The organism is Mesorhizobium sp. M0293 (genome assembly GCF_040321735.1).
Taxonomy (GTDB): Bacteria; Pseudomonadota; Alphaproteobacteria; order Rhizobiales; family Rhizobiaceae; genus Mesorhizobium.
Map to the genome: position 1 here is coordinate 29,201 of NZ_JAMYSA010000005.1, position 16,409 is coordinate 45,609.

Consider the following 16,409-nt stretch of genomic DNA (forward strand, 5'->3'; position numbering starts at 1 on the left):
CATGAGATCAATCATCTGGGCCAGCGCCCTGTTTGCATCCGCGACGATCATCACCGTAGTGCGTGCCGACGAGCCGTCGCCATCGCGCCAGCCTATCGACAAATGCGTCTGGGAAAAACTGGCCGACAAGACTGTCGGGCTGGCCGCCTGGGCGCAGCGCTGCGACTTCGGCTTCCGCCAGATCCATTTCGAATTTGCCGGCAATGCGCTTGCCATCAAATACAGCGATGGCGGAGACGCCGATCCACTTGTCGAGTTGTATGACATCAGGCCCGGCGAAACCGCCGAGGCCGCATTGCAGCGCCTGTTCCTGGAGAAGACCGACAAGGCCGTCAGCGCGCGCTGCGTGCTGAAGCCTTACATCGAGGGCACCGTGCCCACCGGCGTCAAACGCTACACATTCAGCCCCGACGCCGCCTACGCGAAAGAGCTGAAAGCGGTAGCCGATCCCAACGAGGTTCCGGAGCCGCTCTGCGGCGACTGGGGCGAAATGCCTGACGGTATCCAGTATTTCGAGGTGCCCACGGGCGAGGGGCGGAAAGTGCTGTTCGTGCGTATAGGCCAAGACGAGCCGTTATTTGACGAGCAGACGCTACGGGTGTTGCCGGCGAGTTAGACGCCAGGCTCGTTGAGCATGGCTTCGATGTTGTAGCCATCGGGATCAAGAACGAAGCAGGCATAGTAGGTCGCGGTATACTCCGGCCGCGGGCCGGGTGCGCCATTGTCCGTGCCGCCGGCCTGGAGAGCAGCTCGATAAAACGCCTCGACGTCCGCCTTGCTGTTCACCCGGAAAGCGACATGCACACGTGTCAGCGGTGGGTTGCTGTCCGATCGCTGGATCTCGAACAGGCTGCCTGCGCCGACATCAAAGGCCCAGAACACGCCCTCCTTGCCGAAGGAGAGGCTATATCCCAAGGGTGCAAAAGCCCTTTCGTAGAAGAGCTTGCTCTTCTCAAGGTCGCTCACAGCAATGGTGATGTGATCAATCATTCCGCACTGTCGCAGGATTCTGGCGCTAAGAAAGGAGCGCCGCTGCTGCCCGCCGCACCCGCTTTGGCCCGTGGGCTCTATGCCTCTACATATTCGGCCAGGCTGACGCCGTTGGGCACATCCAGCCCGTCGGCGCGCAAGCCTTCGATGTGAAAGCGTATTGCGTCGCGAATCTCGGTTTCCACCTCAGGTACGGTCGCACCGGTCGCGATGCAGCCGGGGAGGTCCGGCACATAGGCAGAAAAATTGTTTCCTGCTTTTTCAATCACCACCGCGTAACGCATGTCATCACTCCTTCAAACCTGACTGCTTGAGGATGCTGTTCAGTGTTCCCTGTGCAACCTCTTCAGACGGCTTGCCGGCCACGGTAACGCGGCCGGCTTTGATCTTGTGCTTATATTGGCGATGACTGCCCTTGGTTGCAACCAGATACCAGCCGTCGGCCTCCAGCAGGCGAATGACTTCGCGAACCGTAAGCCGACGAGGTGGCTGGTGCGAGAGCCAAAGTTGTATCCAGGCCCCTTCAGATCTAATTGAAATTGCAGGCATTTTAATTGGGAATATATTCCACACCCAAAGTTAGGTACCTGCCAGACGCAAAGTTGTATCCTGATGTGCCTGACAAGGGTTTTCTGGCCCCGTTTCTGGCATCAAGATCAAGTCTATCTCGTGCGGGACGAGGTATTTGCGCCTGGGCGATGGCCGAGGCCGCTCTCCCGTTAGCATCCGGATCGCGCCCAAGAGGAGCTGGGCAACCCGTCACCGCGGGAGATGGCGCTGAGACCACAGTCTGACTGCTGGCGAGCCCGCGATGCCCCTGAGCAGAGTGGCGCGCGGGACGACGGCGGCACTACCAACCGGGGTCTTGGCGGGAAGAGACCAGCAGAGGACTAGGCGGATGACCCGCGCCGACGGACTACCTTGACGCTATGAAGACGGTCACGAACCGACGGTGACAGCGAGATCAGGGCAGATTCCGAACGTTTATCCTCAGCATCGAGCTCTTCAACACCGATTGGAGAGCGTGCCTCCGGGCCTGAGTTGGAAGATCCCTCGGGGGGAATAGGCCTACGAGATGAGCCGTTGACGTTTGCCAATTGGCGCCTGACCTTGGTTGGGTTCAAACAAGAGGAGCCACGGTCATGGAAGATGGAAGCCGGAAAATCTACGTGACGAGCGAAGCAGAGAAGCTTGAGGTTCTCGCCGGGCTCGAGTTGTCCGGAAGCGTTCGCACCCTGAATCGGCTCCTCGGGACAAGTTACGCCGACTTGGCGGCTTCGCAGTCCGAAGAGGTCAGGGCGAGATACGCGAGATGGCAGGAGGTTGCCCGGAATGGACTGGCCATCGAGGCGGAATGGGGCGAGGGGGCTCTCCTGAATCTTAACGATCCAGTCTTCGTCGACATGCGAGCACGAGGGCAAATGAATCCCGTCCGCGTCCGGAATGCGGAAGCGTATGCCGCAGCTCATCCGCCGGCTGAGTTCAATTCAGCAAGCTCGTTGTAGGCGCGAATTTGGGTGCCGACCACTATGTGCCGCACCCCCGTGCTAGCCGGAATCACAATAAAGGTTCCTTCGCTTTCGTCCGGCGCCTTTCCGTCCTCCGTTAGTTTCAGCTGAAGGTAGATCTCGCCGTCTTGGCTCATATCGACCAGGCGTTCCTCGTACTGGCTGATATGGCCGGGTTTCTCGTTTTCTTTGTTATGTTCAGGATGTTCCACAGGCATACTCAAGCTCCCTTCTAAGGACTTATGCGTCGGCAACCCGTAACCCTTGAAACATTGCGGTTTCGTTATCGTGCTCGTCGCGGTGTAGAGTCCGCGCATCGTCTTGCCGAAGCGGGTCGGCACCAAACGCGCGATTGCTGTCCTAAGGCTTCGAACGGTTCGCCGATGCGGTTCTGGAAATCGACCCGCCAAATCCTCGCTATGTCCTCGCGGCTGCAAGAGTTTGCCGAAAGGAGCCGTCCGCCGTTATCGGCTCCAACGCCAACAAGACGCTTCATTTGCTGGCCAGCCCGTACCTAGCTCCGTTCTTGATCGCCTCTCGGCCTGCTCTCATCGCTGCCTAGGCTTTTGCCAGTCCCGCTAATTGCAGATTGACTTGAACGGACCGGTCTTCCCAACCAGGAGGCTCGACACGAACTGCTCGGGTTTTCAGCAGGTTATGCAGGGGCTCAACAAAGTGAGATTGAAAGTCCCGGTTGTCGGTAACGCCTGCGATCCTGATTTCGATCGATGGGGGCGCTAACGAGTCTGCAGCGCGCCGGAGCATTCGTTCGGCATCCACCGCAAGGATTAGCGCCGTGACAGACGCTAAGTCAGGCAAGGTCATAAGTTCGAGCCGCTTACGGCTTCGGTAGAGTTCAAGGTCGCTGAAACTGGCATCCAGTGTCCACAATTTTGCGGTGGTTTCAATCCTTCGACAAAGCACGATGCTGGTCCCCCACCATTGTGTCCTATTCATCAACCCGACGGCGCTTCGTCCATCAAGTCCTGTCGCCCCCAGACGCTTCGGTACCCAAAACTCGCTGTGCCGACGAAAATCGTCTCCTGCAACACGCAGTCCTTCAGGATAGTGCGGGAACAGCTTATGCGCATCATCCGTCCAACCCCGAAAAATGTCATACGGTGAAACGTTGCCCCATTTCCGATAATCGGCGACCCAGCGCGCATCCATAGGCCTGATTGGTCCTGGCGCCAAATCGGGCATCTCTGCAGGAGCCTTAATCTCGCTGTCGCGCTCGCCTGCCTCTGGATGTCGATGCAGCATAGGATCATTGACCCTTCCGCCACGCTTACGGTCGTAGATCAGTCGGCACGGTACTGCCAAAGCGATGAGATTCATGGTGCTCTCTTGGACACCGCTAAGAAGAGGATGCCGGCGAGATCCGAAGAGAACGCGGTCCGTTATCCAACCTTCCTTCGACCAACGACGCTCCCAGTGGCTCGGAGCGTCGCTAATCCTGGACAAAAGCCTATCGATGTGGCGCAACATGCCGTCGTAATCGCCAGCATATCTGGGCCGTCGCGCCTTCTTCAATGCCAGATCAATATCGCCAACGCTGTCCTGCTCCCTCAGGAGGCTGCCGAACAGCCAAACTTCTTCGACAAAATTGACCGCATCGGGATCTTGATTGAGAGCGTTGACGCGGTCGAGGAATTCATCGAGCTGTGTCTGTGCCTGGGAATAAGGTGTCCGTCGCTTCGCTTTCGCACGCGCGATGGCTTCGCCGCTGTCGGTAAGCTTAAGCGTCTCTTGGTCGATTAGCCCTCGGTCAAGGCATTCTTCAAACACGATCGCGCCGTCCCGACGCAACGGGAATACCGATTTGAGATCGATTACGTTTCCTGGCGATCCGGTCCTCTCAAAGCTCTGCAGCGCTTGCTTGAAAACCGCAGGTCTGTAACCGGCGATCCGCATTCTCCCATCGAAGCTGATCCCCACCGCTTTCCTCCTTCAGCCTGCGCACGATCGAGGGATGCAGCACAATTTGAAAGCGAGTCAATCGATCAATAGTCCTTTTACGAAATCTCGGGAAGGATTGGATCCGCTCGATCACCTGAGGCTTGAGAACGTGCGTGCCGTAGCTGCCGTGCGCCGGCTCGTCGCAAAGTGATCGCACAGGAGGCGGGGCGCGATCGAAACGATGTGTTCGGCTGGTCCACTTGATGCCGTCCTTGCCTTCGCGCTGGTTTCTGCGCGCCTCGAATGCTTGGCGTACGAAGTCGGCGTGACAGCCCTGAACACGACGCCGGAAGAAGCGGCAGCGGTCCTTTGGCAGGTCGCGGAACGCCCATCTCAGATTTCGTCGAGAATTTCCAGGCAGCGAAGTTTCACGGAATGGTTCGGAGGCCCTGCCGAGAAGGCTGTGGGAGAAAGCGCGGTCGGATATCGGGAAAGAGATTGGAGTGATTACGGCAGGACTGTTCGATCCACAATCCAGCTGGTTCTGCTCAGAGCGGCCTGAGTGACGGACCCGGTCCTTGGCGGAGCTTTACGGAGACATCCTCGCGCTGTGACAGCGAGTTTGCCGGGAGGCTATCTCGACTTCAACTGCCTTCAACAGAGCCTCGTTGCGCCTGTCGTTGGCGGCGACGTCCGCCTCGGTTTGGGTGATTGGACGACTAAGGTCGGCGTCGTTGTAGTACCGCCCCTGTTTGTATGGTGATCCCGGCGGCGCGAACTTCACCTTGTAGATGAGGATCGCCATTATCGTCTCGCCGCTGAGCCGCCTTATGTCTTCAGGAAGGATCACCTCCTTGTATGCGCGCATGAAGTCAACGCCATGCCTTTCGGCCGATGGTACCGGAAGGCTCCGCATAGCAGTTTCGAGCTCGTCGGCAGGGAGGCATAAGATGACTCGGTACGAGTACCTTGAGTTTCCAACCGTCAGTTCCCAGAAGGGCGGCAGCGCCGGATCGTAGAAAGGGTTGCGCTGGAAGTGGACGACGTAGTTCGGAGTGCGTCGGATCCAGTTCTCATGGAAAACTGTCGCGGGAATGCCCAAGTAAGCATCAACGCCGGTAGGGCGGCTCATGTTTTTCCTGCGTCGCATCCTTCATCTCCTCGATATCTCGGGAGAAGATTGCGCGGCGCGATGCAAGCTTCAAAGCTTGGCTGCCCCGGGGGGACTTCAAGGGCTTTTCGGCCCTCCAAGATCAGCATTAGCTGCATTTTGGCCTCGGAAGCCCCCGTCCAGCGTTGGAAGAAGCTCAAGCTCGCCTGGCAGCAAAAGCCACAACGGGAATCGGAGCAGCGTGCAGCTTTTGAAGGCCGGCTCACTGTTCTGATGATCTAAAAAAGCGCTTGAAAAGCCGGAAGCACCGCCCTATAACATGTTCATGGCTTTGCCACGGGGTCTGGCTTTACGCTGACCGCCATAAGGGACCTTCGGGTCCCTTATGTGTTTCTAGGGTTCACCCATTCCTTGTATGGATCATCGTAGCAGGAGTACTTGACCGCGATCGTCTCGTCGCCGTTGCTCCTCAAATCGATAATTTGTCCTGCTTCTGACAATCGGTCGTGCGCTCGGTTTTTCAAGCCGGTTGGACGGTGACCGAGGGGGTGAAGAACAAGGTCAGCCAATTGCAGCATGGGATTGCTTTTCCCGTCTGGCCAGATGGTCAGAAGCGTCTCTGCCAGCTCATCTTTCGTGAGAGGCGTATGCCTCGATGAGTTTGTTGCATCAAAGCCAGTTCCTTTTGAGAAGTCCCTCGAAATAATTTTCGATGAGGCGATCCTCGACCGCGCCTGATCGTTCATAAGCAATAGAGAGTTTCCGGCCAGCGAGCCTCGCGTACTTTGCCGCACGCTCGACGGAGATGTCGAAGGCCGTCCGGCTCATCTGCCATCGTGATCCTTCAGCGTGCTTCTCATAGTACCTGTCTCGATAGCCCGGGCGGCAGATCACGCATGCATGGGCCGTAATACGATCATCGATGATCAGAGCTTCCAGCTCTTCGAAGAAGAGGTTCCTCCGTTCCTCGTCCTGTTTCAGGAAACCGAACTTGCCCTTTCCGGATCGAATCTTATTTCCGTGCAGCTCCGGTACACCCCAGCGCTTGCAGAACCGAATTGTGGCATCAGACAGCGCCTGGACCGCCTCCGAAGGAACGATTATCCCGCCGAGGCCAAAGCTGAAGATATGAGACTCCATAGGCAGGGCGTCACCCGGTTTGCACATGGTACGAGTTCCGAAATCGTCCATGAAAAAAGTCAGGTGAGGCTGGTCGTCGTTCACAGTATTTCTTTCCACCACAATTGCTGTCGACACTGAGCTTTGCGAGAACTACATCCATTCGGGTTTACAGATTGTTTTGCGTATCGCTCTTTGGGGTTTCGGATTCCGGGCACGTACCACAGAGCAATGCCCGGGAGTCGCCCTTACCGTCTCGCGACGTTGACTATGCCGCCTGGGCTCGTTTGGAGCAGAAGCCAGAGACCTCAATTTTATTGCGCTTCGTGACGACTATGGAACGGTCGGCTGAGATTGCCGGATCGGGAACGGGCGAGTGGAACTGCCGGAGCGACATGGAAGCGTAACGCGCCCCCTCATGGAATCGCGCCTCATCTCTTGCTATGGTGTCAGCTTGCTTCGGCTTCCGGGCGAGCCAAAGGGAGCGGGATATGAGGCGTGCTGCGGTTGACGTCAGCAACCTGGCGCCTGACCCTTTCTGCATCGAGAACAGAAAGGTTGCGCGATGGAAAACGAGCCACGGTATTTCTGCAGGCTGACCGAGGATGAAAAGCTTAGTGTCCTCGCCGGGCTCGAGCGGTCCGGCAGTGTCAGAATGATGGCCAACGTCTTGAAGGGGAACTTCTCGGACTTGGCGACCTCGGCGTCGAAGGACGTCAGGGCGAAGTACGCACGATGGCAGGAAGTCACAAAGAAGTGGCAGGCCATCGAGGCGGAATGGGGCGAGGGCGCCCTCCTGAAGCTCGACGATCCGGTCTTCGTGGACTTGCGTGCAAAAGGGCTGTTAAATTCGGATATCATCCGCAATGCAGAGGCATATGCCTGCGCTCACTCGTCCTTGCCGGAATTCAACACTCCGAGCGCCTTATGAGCGTCTCCCAAGTCACCAACCACGGTGTGTCGTTTCCCGGTCTTCGCCGGAATGACCACGTAGGCGACATGCTCTCCGCCCTTCCGTTGTTCAACGATTTCGCCATCGCCGTTGCTGTCGACCGGACCTTCTTCGATCTCCGGGGCGATGTCGTCGGAATGGTTCCCTGACAAAGTCTTGCTCCTTCCACTAGCTTCGCTTTCGGTAGCGACCAGCTTTCGAATCCTTGCAGTCCGCTGGTTAGCGCGATCCGGCCACATTCGGCACTCAAGGATTCACTGCTGATGTCAAGCATACGTGCTGGATATCGGCGAGCTGGAACGTTCGGCGTAGTGGGCGATCCGATTTCGAAACTCCTTGATCCGCATGAATCCGCTCCAGATGAGCGGCCACCTTGTTTCAAACTGGAGATCCATCGGACGGCAGCGTTTTAGAAAGGAGCTGGCGAAATTTCCACGCGCGTGCAAACCTCGTTGCTTGCGCAAAACTCAAGCTAATTCTGGATTGCGAGCCGATCATGAGGTATGGGGGCGCATGCCCAGACGCGGCGAAATGCCGAAGTCTTGCCTGCTGCATCTTGCGTCTTGGCGCATAGCATTCCGATGACGTCCAATGTTTTCTCGTAGTTCTCCACCACCGGCTTGCATATCAGGTCCTTGTGGTGGGCTACGTTATTTCTGAACGTGCGGACGAACTCCACTCCATCGTGAAGGTGATCGATATTCTTCTCTTTCGGGAACCCCGCCAATATTGTGTGGAGTTCGGCTCTCCATAGATGCGGGTGGAATTTCCTCGTGAAAACGTTCACCCAGAAACCGAAAGTCAGTTCGCTGGTGATGTAGTCGGATAGGTCGCCTCGGCGCCCCTTATCGATTTCGCTCTGATAGGCGTCCGTCAACTGCTGGGCAAGGTTCGACTTTCCCAACCGATAATCGAGGAGATCGGTGCTACGGTACCATTGCCTGCCATATTTGCTCGCGAGCCTTCTCATCGCGACGTTCCGAATCGTGATCTCTGCGATGTGCAACGTTGGCAGAAGCGAACCAGCGACCGCAGCATTCCACGTATGCAAGCGTACCGCTAGTCGCAGGTCGCCATCGGCCAAATCGAGGTAGCGCTTCATACGGGCAGGCGATATGGTTTTCTTCAGTTTCTCCAAGGCTGCGATAGGCACGGAATTTGGGCCTTGCAGAAAGTGATCAGCTACCTTATAAGTTTCGCATGCGCTGTCGGGTTCCATTTCTGCACTAGCAGTCAAATCCCCGGTGGACACAGACATGGGGGTTGGACCTACGGGTGCCAGCCCCCCTTTGTTTTCAGCCTCTACAACGCCGTTCAAGCATCATTCTCCGTTGGTTCGTCATTGCGACCATATCCGGCGTTCTTTCGCTCCACAACAACCAGATCGCCAGCTTCCTCACCGTACTCGTATGCAACGCCGTCAATGGCAACGCCGCATGGTGAACTGTTTCCTACATTGTCCTTTTAATTGCGTATTCCTGCCGTCTCTGTCTGTCACTTACGGTTGTGCGTTGCGGTGAGCATCAGGAAACCCGCGGACCTGACGTCGCGTCGGCCGGAGGGTCTGTTTTTCTGGGCGCAACTGCAGAAGGAGCGGCCCGCCGCACTTCCGCTTTCTGCTTCCTGATCATTTTCTGAACTGATGCCTTGTCGTAGGCCCAGGCATTCGCGCCTTCGGCCTCAAAGCATTCGACCAACTGCCTGTTATAGAAGAACGCTCCGACCGTTTCCGGGAGCAGGGTCGGCGCGATTCCGGCCAGCCTGAGAAGCGCACGGACCTGCTTGTGATGCATCAACGTCTTCTGGCAGAGCTCGCCAAGCGAAACGAAGCGCGTCCTGAATGCCTCTGCGCTCTCCCGTGAAACGACCGGGATCATCCGCCTTGCGTCGGGACTGAATTCTTCGACGAGGGTAAGGTGGCCTGCCTCGATCAACCTGTTGACGACACGCTCATGCGTACCGGGAAGGAACGCCTCGGCCTCCGCTTTGGTAAAGTTTGTGCGCGTCTCGCGAGAACGCACGATCCGCGTCATCTCGTCGGCGTCCAGCAGCAGTGCCATGTAGTCCGTCCTGCCAACTAGCCTGCCTTTCCAACTCAGCTTCCCCGTGAAGACCATGTCGAGAAGGTCTGGAATGCTGCAGGAGGACGCACGTCGCGCGCCGATAACATCGACCTGGCGCTCGGTTGGTTCTGAAATCTCGCAAGCGCCGTCGAAAAGGTGGGTCCGAAGCTCTTCGACTGCTTCTGTTGAGAAACGTCGCTTCGCATTCCTTCGAGAGCCTGTATCTGCCAATGCAGAAAGGTGCCCGCCGGCGACCAATGCCTTCAGGTGTAGGCGGGGAACGCCGAGAAGCTTCTCGACCTCCGGAGCGGTGATCGCATCCTTGAGCTCGGAAACGACTCGATGGACGTCGCCGGACGTGGCGAGGATGCGATGGTCCATGACCCCGGATCGCTCTCCCGCGCCGTCGATGCCCATCCGCTTGAATAGCCGACGGATGGTGAGGGCATGCACGCCGGAGTCCCGGGCCGCGGTGCGAACCGTGTGGACCTTGCGGTCGCCCGCTGGCTCTCCGAGCACGTCGGTCCCGGGTTCGATCGGCATGGTCGCCAGAGCGAAGTAGCGCACGGCGTCGCGCAGTTTGGCGTATGCCGGGTCGTCCACCGTCTTTTGGAGCAGGCCGTATGCATAACCGTAGGTGTCCCGTGGACCCCAGAAACCGCGCGTCGAAGACTGCGCGTCGTTGAGCCTTCCGAGAAACGTGCGAAGGGATTCCTCACCGACGCTGGCAATACGGAATCCTTCATCGGCGGCCGCGGCCCAGTCGGAGGCGGTGAACTGCGCGACCTTGACCTTGGGCTCGTGCAGCGAGGAAACGCCGAGAGCCTCGCAGAACGGGGCCGCCACGTACAGCGGGAGGTCGTCCAGCCAGTTCTCCTGCGACCGCACACCGCGGAGCCGATTCTGAAGCCATGTCTGGAAAGGGGAGGCGGGCGCAGGGATCGCCGCGTCAGCAATCTGGTGAAGGCTCGGAATCAGCCCATGCATCGTGCCGCTGAAATCGAACGGAGCGAAAGGCGTTCGGATGGGGTTCGTCGCAGTGAGAAGAACATTGTGCCGGCCGCAGGACCGAAAATGAGACAAGGTCCATTGAAGCCGGAGCCACGGTCTGCTGGACGACGGACCATCATAGCGGTCCATGTCCTCCCGCGCGCAGCGGGCACAGAACCGGAAATACGTCCGATTGACCGCAAGCCGGACGACTGTCTCGTCTGCTACCTCGTAGAATCTGCCGCCCTTGGGAATGGGCGTAAACCTCAGCAGGGTATCCGGGTCTGCCCGTCCAAGCGTGGCGATGTCTCGCACTGCCGACGGGACACCCTTGTCGAGGCTCCGCTGATGGATGCTCATGTCGCGGAGGAGATCCTTCAGCGAGCGGCCGTTCAGGGCCGCCAGGCGGGACGCGAAGCCCGCCGCCGGTTCCTGGTCCTCGAGCGGATAGGCAAACGCAAGCGGTTCGAGAATCCGCCCGTTCGTCCTCATGGCCAGTGGTCCTCGATCATGAACAGACCGGGCTCCAATCGAATCCAGTCGTCTACGAGGAAGGGATTCATTTCGTCGTGCCCACGGGCTTGTGAATGTTCGATGTAGGCGAGGGCGAAATGGTCTCGTGTCAGAATGGCAGCGTTTTGCGACGCCGCTTGCTCAATTGCGGCAAGGATCACCTGAGCGATGCGTCCGTACCGATACCTGGCCGCATGCGCGATACGGTCCGGGAGGTCGCTTTCCAGCACGTTGCTGGGGTTCACGCCGGCCGCTTCGCACATAGCGGCCACGACATTGAGGATGAGGATGCGCTCCTCCGGAAGAACGACATCCGGAAGGTGCAGGTGTCGTGCGCGCCGCTCGATCTGCTCATCGAGCTTGGCCAGAGAGGTGATGCTCGGCATTCCAGACATGATGAAGCTGACAGGCCAGGGCGTGTAGTTCATGACGCCCTTGAGCGCCTTCCTGACGGAGTCCCGCTCCTTGTCGGATTCGGTCAGTTTCAGCAGGTGCTGCGTTTCGTCGATATGAATGACGAGAACCTTCCGCAGATGGAGCTGCTCGGGGAGGATGTCCCATACCTCGCCTTGCTCGTACTTGCGGGTGATCTTGTAACCTGCCTTCCGCAGGATATTCAGCCCTAGGAACTTGAGGGTCGAAGGTCCCATCAGCGTAAGGGAAATCACGGGTTCGATGGTGCCATACGACTTCTTGATCGGGGCCAGCGTGAGGTTTTCCTCAAGCATGCGCTCCGCCAAGGTGGTTTTTCCCGCGCCGCTTTCGCCGGTGACGAACAGGATGCGGCCGTCGTCTCTCCGATTGTTTTTCTTCGCCAGCATCATCGCGACAAAGCGGGAGAGAGTCTTTTTGGCGACGTCGTCCCGTCCGCAGCGCACGTAAACGCTCTTCGCGCGTTCCAGCATCTCCTTGACGCGTTTGTCCTTCTCGCTCAGGCGGCCCTCGATCGTATCGAGAAAGTCGTCGTCGGACATGGCATCGTCCCAGTCCGTCGGGAGCGTACCGTCGGCACGCTCGTGATCTGCACGGAGCCCCTGATCGGCAAGTTGACGCCTCATTCGTCGTCTCCGTCGTAAAGGTTCATGCTTCCGCCGAACGGCTTCGGCTTTGGTGAGCTTTCTTCGTGGGGCGATTCCGGAGACGGGAGGGCCTTCTGCCCGGCATCGACACGGCGTCGTGTCGAGAGCGCGACGATTGTACCCAAACCGTCGCCCTCGGGTTCCTCGGCCGCATGTTCAACAGACCCAAGTCCTGCCCTGCCGGAGAACGCGATCCGAGCTTCGATCAGATCCAGCGTCTTTTCCGTGATTTCGTGGGTCGCGATGGCGGCCCTCCTGCGGACGTTTTCGGCCAGATCAAGGAAGTGCCGATGGGCATCGATGCGGATCGTTCGCCCTGCTGCCTGCTCGCCTTTAACGAACTCGCGCACCGCCTGCTTCGCTAGGAGCGTTTCAGCGAGCGTCTTCCCGTTGCCCGTGCCATCCACGCTGGGAACCGTGAGGAAGTGCTGGTCTTCGGGGACTTCTCTGATCCGCCCTCTGAACTGCTTGGGAATCCGGACGAATACGTAGCCGAGGTCCTCGGGTTCGATGATGACGTCGACCTTCTTCTGGCCCAAGAGAGCATAGAGACGAGCGAGTTCCAGCGAGTTGTATGAAATCCCCAGAAACTCGACGCCGTGCTTGCTGATGCTGCGATCCTTGCGCCGCAGCCCGAAGGCAACGGCCAGTTGCTGCTTGGATGGGGCAGGCGGCAGGCCAGCCTTTTCAAGCTCCATCCACTTGCCGTACGGCGTCCGGCCCTCGAGGCCACGGTGGGGGCGGAGATGGTAATAGTCGACGATGAACACGATGAGGGTCTTGTAGAATTCTCCGACCGTCAGCGCCGCGAGCTGTTCCGCCGGATAGTCTCCCCGTTCGACAACGTTCGCGAACGCTCGTCCGGCGAAGTAGCGGCAAAGGCGCTTCATGTAGCGGAAAAAGGCTTCGACCGTGCCGCGCATGCGGGGGTCTTGCTCTGGGATCACACGACTGACGTTAGCGCGCATCGCTGCGTCATCGAATTCGCTGCCGTACGCCGGTCCTCCGTCAGTCGCCACATAGGTGGGGCGGCCATGCATATGCCAAGAGGCCTTTGCGCCCGCCGCAGCCGCCAATTCGGTCTTGTCGACCATTACCGACCTGAGCGCCGGCTTCGTCGTGGCAGTTGAGGGACTGTTGATGGAAAGGTTGAACCCGACGATGGCGCGGGACGCGCAGCAGATGCCCGCCGTAAATGCCATTCGGATGCGAGGAACAAGGTTTCGTTGCGCGGGCGTCAAGGCCTTCCAGATCGCGGAGCGCTCGATGAGTGTGTGGAGGTCAACTTCCCAGTCGTCCATCTCGACCCGGCCCAACGCGGTGGTGACCGAAAGCCCCCTACCGACCGGTGTGTATTTCCGAAGAGCGTAGTCGCTGTCCTCACGGCCGGCGTCGACCATAAAGGGGTCGAGCGCATGAATCCTGCGGCGAATGGCGTTGTCGCTGGCGTAGACATGCTGTTGCGGCGGAAGCCTTTTGTTGATTTCGTGGAAGGCCAGCTCAACGTTCTGGCAGATGTCCGCCAGCTTGGGCTTCAGGATGCTGGCAAACTTTTGGACTTCAACGGCAATCACCGCGGCGGCGCGGGGGTCGAGTTGATCCCGGTTTCCGCAGTTCGAGTAGCGCGGACGGAAGCTGTCCATGCGGCAGTGCCCCGCAATGAACTTTGCCATCCATTTCTTTAGGGAGGGAGGGCTTGGGTAATCGAATGCCTTCCGCACTTCGCCTGGGAGTCGCCGGCCGGGCCGCCGTCGCTCTCCGAATGTGTCGAGGTACCAGCGATCCATGCGGTCCGCGTTCTCCTCAATGAAACGCGCGCAATCATCGATCGTGCGGCGAGGTCGCCAATGCCCTTCGACGTTTGCCGCGGCGTCCAAGAAACGAACGCACCACTCCTTCTTCCAGGCGACGGTCCTGAGATCCGCTTCCGAAAGATCGCTGAGGTCGGAGTCGTCGAACCGTACCCGCAGGATGCCGAGGGCCTTAGAATAATAGCCTTCGTCGATGCGAATGCGCTTCGAACGGATCAGGCCGTTGATCTCTTTGTCCGTCTTTACGACGAAGAAGTCCTCGGCGATCAGGTCGCCGGTCACGGGCTGCAGTACGTGCGAGTCCTTGACCTTGCGCTCGACCCTGAAGGACTGACTGTCGATGACGAGCCTGTCGTGGCGGCCAAATAGGTGAGGTCTTTCGTAGCCTCCCGCCAACACCGCCGGGTTCATCAGTTTCACGCACGCCCCCATTATCTTGTTTTCCTTCGCCTTTATTGGGTTCCCGTAAGGATTGAATTAACGGAGCACTTCGCGTGCCGCGAGATTGACGAGGAGCGCGTTGTCGGCCAGCCGGACGTTCGCCGGAACCTTCAGGAGTCCTTTCTGGACCAAGGCCACAGCGGCGCGTCGCCCGCGTTCACCCAAGCCTGTCACGCGGACGACGTCGGCGAGCAGGACCCGCGCGGGAAGCCCTTGCAGCGCAGCGGTCACGAGCGCCTGGCCTTCGAAGTCGAAGTCGGACGCATACGCCAGGATTTCCCTGGCGTTCTCGATCTGCGTCAGTGTCAGGTCTTTCTCGGTCAGGATCCGGAACTCGTCGGCGAACCGATCACCCTGTTGTTCAGAGACAAGCCGGAGCGTTTCTCGGAGGTCGTCATCCACGTCCTCCTCGTACTTGACCGCGTAGGCAATCCTGCGGGATGCCTGTCGCTGGAAGATATCGAAGTAATGTTTTCGCTTCTCGCCGTGCTGGATGTATTCCGCCTTCTGCTGTTCGCAAATCTCCTGGGTTTCGGGGAGGGTGATGAGGACAACAAGTGCGACCTCTTCCAGGCCACTGTCGAACCGAATGGTCCTGCGACGGAACGGATCGACTACGGCGCCTACCTTGGAGCCGCGCTTCCTTGGCCGCGGCACACGGTTGGCTACGCTGTCCTCGACGTCTACCGCAGGGGCATCCCGGCCCCAGTCACGCGGAGCGGCATCGGTATAGACCAGCCCCCGGACGAGCTGCGGACCTCGGCCACCTGATGGTTGGCGAGCGCGTCGGAACGGAAGCTGAATCCGTGGAAGGATGTCTTCAAGGCTTCGGCGAGCAGGAGGTTATGGCAGCGCATTTTCGTTTCCCTTGCGACAATCGGAGCGCCCCGCCAACAGGCGACGTACGCATTGATGAGCCGACCGCAGGCGACGGGAAGGATTCCGACAGCAGGCGGAACCAGACCCGACCTTCCGGTCATGGAAACGTTCACGCAAGCCGTCACGGGAAACCGCCACGTCATCCATCGATCAAGGGGAGGGCCGAAAAGCCGGGCTTGAAACCCGGCGGAACATACCGGGGGCTTCAGTTCTGTGCTTTGCGGACTTCCCGCAGTGCTATCGATATGTTCTTCGCGAACATGAAATTGTCCTCTCGAATGGTCGCTTAAGCGCGTGTCCATTAAGGGTCCGCAACCGGAGCGGCGAATACGGCGTCAAAGCGGAGCGTGTCAAAAGAAAATCTTGGAGAAGGTTACGCCGGTGGGTCAGAGGATCCGGCGGACCTGGCGACCGTCCGCCGGGGCGGCCAACGCGTTGAGCAAACATCGCGATACGGCAGCGGGTGCCGCCTGCTCAGCCAGCGGCAGATCATCTGTCCGTTGGGAGAAAAATGTTTAGAGGCGAGCTGTTTGCTCATGACTACGATCCTTCCTGGCTAGATAAACAGGCTAGCTGGGGAAGGGCGAACCGAAGCCGATGTCTGCCATCGGCATGAATCATACCGATGGCTTAAGTTCTGGCTTTACGGCCGTCCTGCCCAACTATCGATATGAATTTCATCATGGAATTCGGTTCCTTTTTTCCGGCAGGCTTGGTGCCGGGAGCGGCGTTTTGACGGCAAAGGATTGAGATATGGTTAGGAAAACTCATCAAATTCGATAGGATCCGAACTTCTTCGATCGCGATATCGAAATCCTTGTCTTCTTGGTCAGGGTGCCGCGAGAGGTGGGGCAAATGGCAAATGATACCGACTTGCAGTCAAAGTGGAGACTGGTTCGCTGGCGAACTAACTGGGATAGTTGACGGGGATTTTTCGGATTGCCGAAGGCCTAAGGCAGGGCGTATGCGACATCACAAGTAAGCTTTCCCAGCGAAAATTCGGATTTCGTCGCGAAATGTTTACTGTTTCTCGGTAGGCCACTTTATGTCATAG

Annotated in this window: 15 protein-coding genes; 3 read left to right on the plus strand and 12 right to left on the minus strand. The window is 58.5% G+C overall.

Annotation, left to right across the window (positions count from 1 at the left end; genetic code table 11):
- Position 1 precedes the first annotated feature (1 nt).
- Entirely contained in the window at positions 2-616 is a 615-nt protein-coding gene (locus NKJ06_RS03415) for a hypothetical protein (protein WP_352629057.1), read from the plus strand.
- Here the strand turns inward: NKJ06_RS03415 and NKJ06_RS03420 are convergent.
- The 7 genes from NKJ06_RS03420 to NKJ06_RS03450 all read right to left on the minus strand — a co-directional run bounded on the left by NKJ06_RS03420 (position 613) and on the right by NKJ06_RS03450 (position 6,732).
- Positions 613-990, minus strand: coding sequence for a VOC family protein (locus NKJ06_RS03420; protein WP_352629055.1), 378 nt, complete (start codon positions 988-990; stop codon positions 613-615). The genes NKJ06_RS03415 and NKJ06_RS03420 overlap by 4 nt on opposite strands.
- Before the next feature lie 77 nt (positions 991-1,067).
- Complete coding sequence (locus NKJ06_RS03425; RefSeq protein WP_352629053.1) at positions 1,068-1,274, minus strand: type II toxin-antitoxin system HicB family antitoxin; 207 nt, start codon at positions 1,272-1,274, stop codon at positions 1,068-1,070.
- 4 nt (positions 1,275-1,278) lie between these two features.
- Complete coding sequence (locus NKJ06_RS03430; protein WP_352809163.1) at positions 1,279-1,503, minus strand: type II toxin-antitoxin system HicA family toxin; 225 nt, start codon at positions 1,501-1,503, stop codon at positions 1,279-1,281.
- Positions 1,504-2,455: 952 nt separating this feature from the next.
- Positions 2,456-2,716, minus strand: coding sequence for a hypothetical protein (locus tag NKJ06_RS03435; protein WP_352809099.1), 261 nt, complete (start codon positions 2,714-2,716; stop codon positions 2,456-2,458).
- A 340-nt stretch (positions 2,717-3,056) separates the two neighbouring features.
- Positions 3,057-4,436 carry a hypothetical protein gene (locus tag NKJ06_RS03440; RefSeq protein ID WP_352809101.1) on the minus strand — a complete coding sequence of 460 codons (1,380 nt, stop codon included), beginning with the start codon at positions 4,434-4,436 and terminating at the stop codon, positions 3,057-3,059.
- Between the two features lie 550 nt (positions 4,437-4,986).
- Entirely contained in the window at positions 4,987-5,547 is a 561-nt protein-coding gene (locus NKJ06_RS03445; RefSeq protein WP_352809102.1) for a hypothetical protein, read from the minus strand.
- Positions 5,548-6,177: 630 nt separating this feature from the next.
- A complete protein-coding gene (locus NKJ06_RS03450; protein ID WP_352809103.1) occupies positions 6,178-6,732 on the minus strand; it encodes a hypothetical protein in 555 nt (184 codons plus the stop codon).
- A 460-nt stretch (positions 6,733-7,192) separates the two neighbouring features.
- On the opposite strand from NKJ06_RS03450, the gene NKJ06_RS03455 reads away from it, so the two are divergent.
- Positions 7,193-7,558: a hypothetical protein gene (locus tag NKJ06_RS03455; RefSeq protein WP_352511231.1), complete on the plus strand. Its 366-nt coding sequence runs from the start codon at positions 7,193-7,195 to the stop codon at positions 7,556-7,558.
- Positions 7,555-7,728: a hypothetical protein gene (locus tag NKJ06_RS03460; RefSeq protein ID WP_352809104.1), complete on the plus strand. Its 174-nt coding sequence runs from the start codon at positions 7,555-7,557 to the stop codon at positions 7,726-7,728. The genes NKJ06_RS03455 and NKJ06_RS03460 overlap by 4 nt, the downstream gene beginning before the upstream one ends.
- A gap of 323 nt (positions 7,729-8,051) precedes the next feature.
- Here the strand turns inward: NKJ06_RS03460 and NKJ06_RS03465 are convergent, their stop codons facing one another.
- From NKJ06_RS03465 to NKJ06_RS03485, 5 genes are all read right to left on the minus strand, one after another.
- On the minus strand, positions 8,052-8,897 hold the full coding sequence (locus tag NKJ06_RS03465) for a hypothetical protein (RefSeq protein WP_352511227.1): 846 nt from the start codon (positions 8,895-8,897) through the stop codon (positions 8,052-8,054).
- A gap of 205 nt (positions 8,898-9,102) precedes the next feature.
- On the minus strand, positions 9,103-11,124 hold the full coding sequence (locus NKJ06_RS03470) for a TniQ family protein (protein WP_352809105.1): 2,022 nt from the start codon (positions 11,122-11,124) through the stop codon (positions 9,103-9,105).
- Positions 11,121-12,203, minus strand: coding sequence for an ATP-binding protein (locus tag NKJ06_RS03475; protein ID WP_352809106.1), 1,083 nt, complete (start codon positions 12,201-12,203; stop codon positions 11,121-11,123). The genes NKJ06_RS03470 and NKJ06_RS03475 overlap by 4 nt, the downstream gene beginning before the upstream one ends.
- A complete protein-coding gene (locus tag NKJ06_RS03480) occupies positions 12,200-14,446 on the minus strand; it encodes a TnsB C-terminal domain-containing protein (RefSeq protein ID WP_352809164.1) in 2,247 nt (748 codons plus the stop codon). The genes NKJ06_RS03475 and NKJ06_RS03480 overlap by 4 nt, the downstream gene beginning before the upstream one ends.
- Before the next feature lie 66 nt (positions 14,447-14,512).
- Positions 14,513-15,133 (minus strand): PDDEXK family nuclease, encoded by a 621-nt coding sequence (locus NKJ06_RS03485; protein ID WP_352809107.1) that lies wholly within the window; start codon positions 15,131-15,133, stop codon positions 14,513-14,515.
- Positions 15,134-16,409: the final 1,276 nt, after the last annotated feature.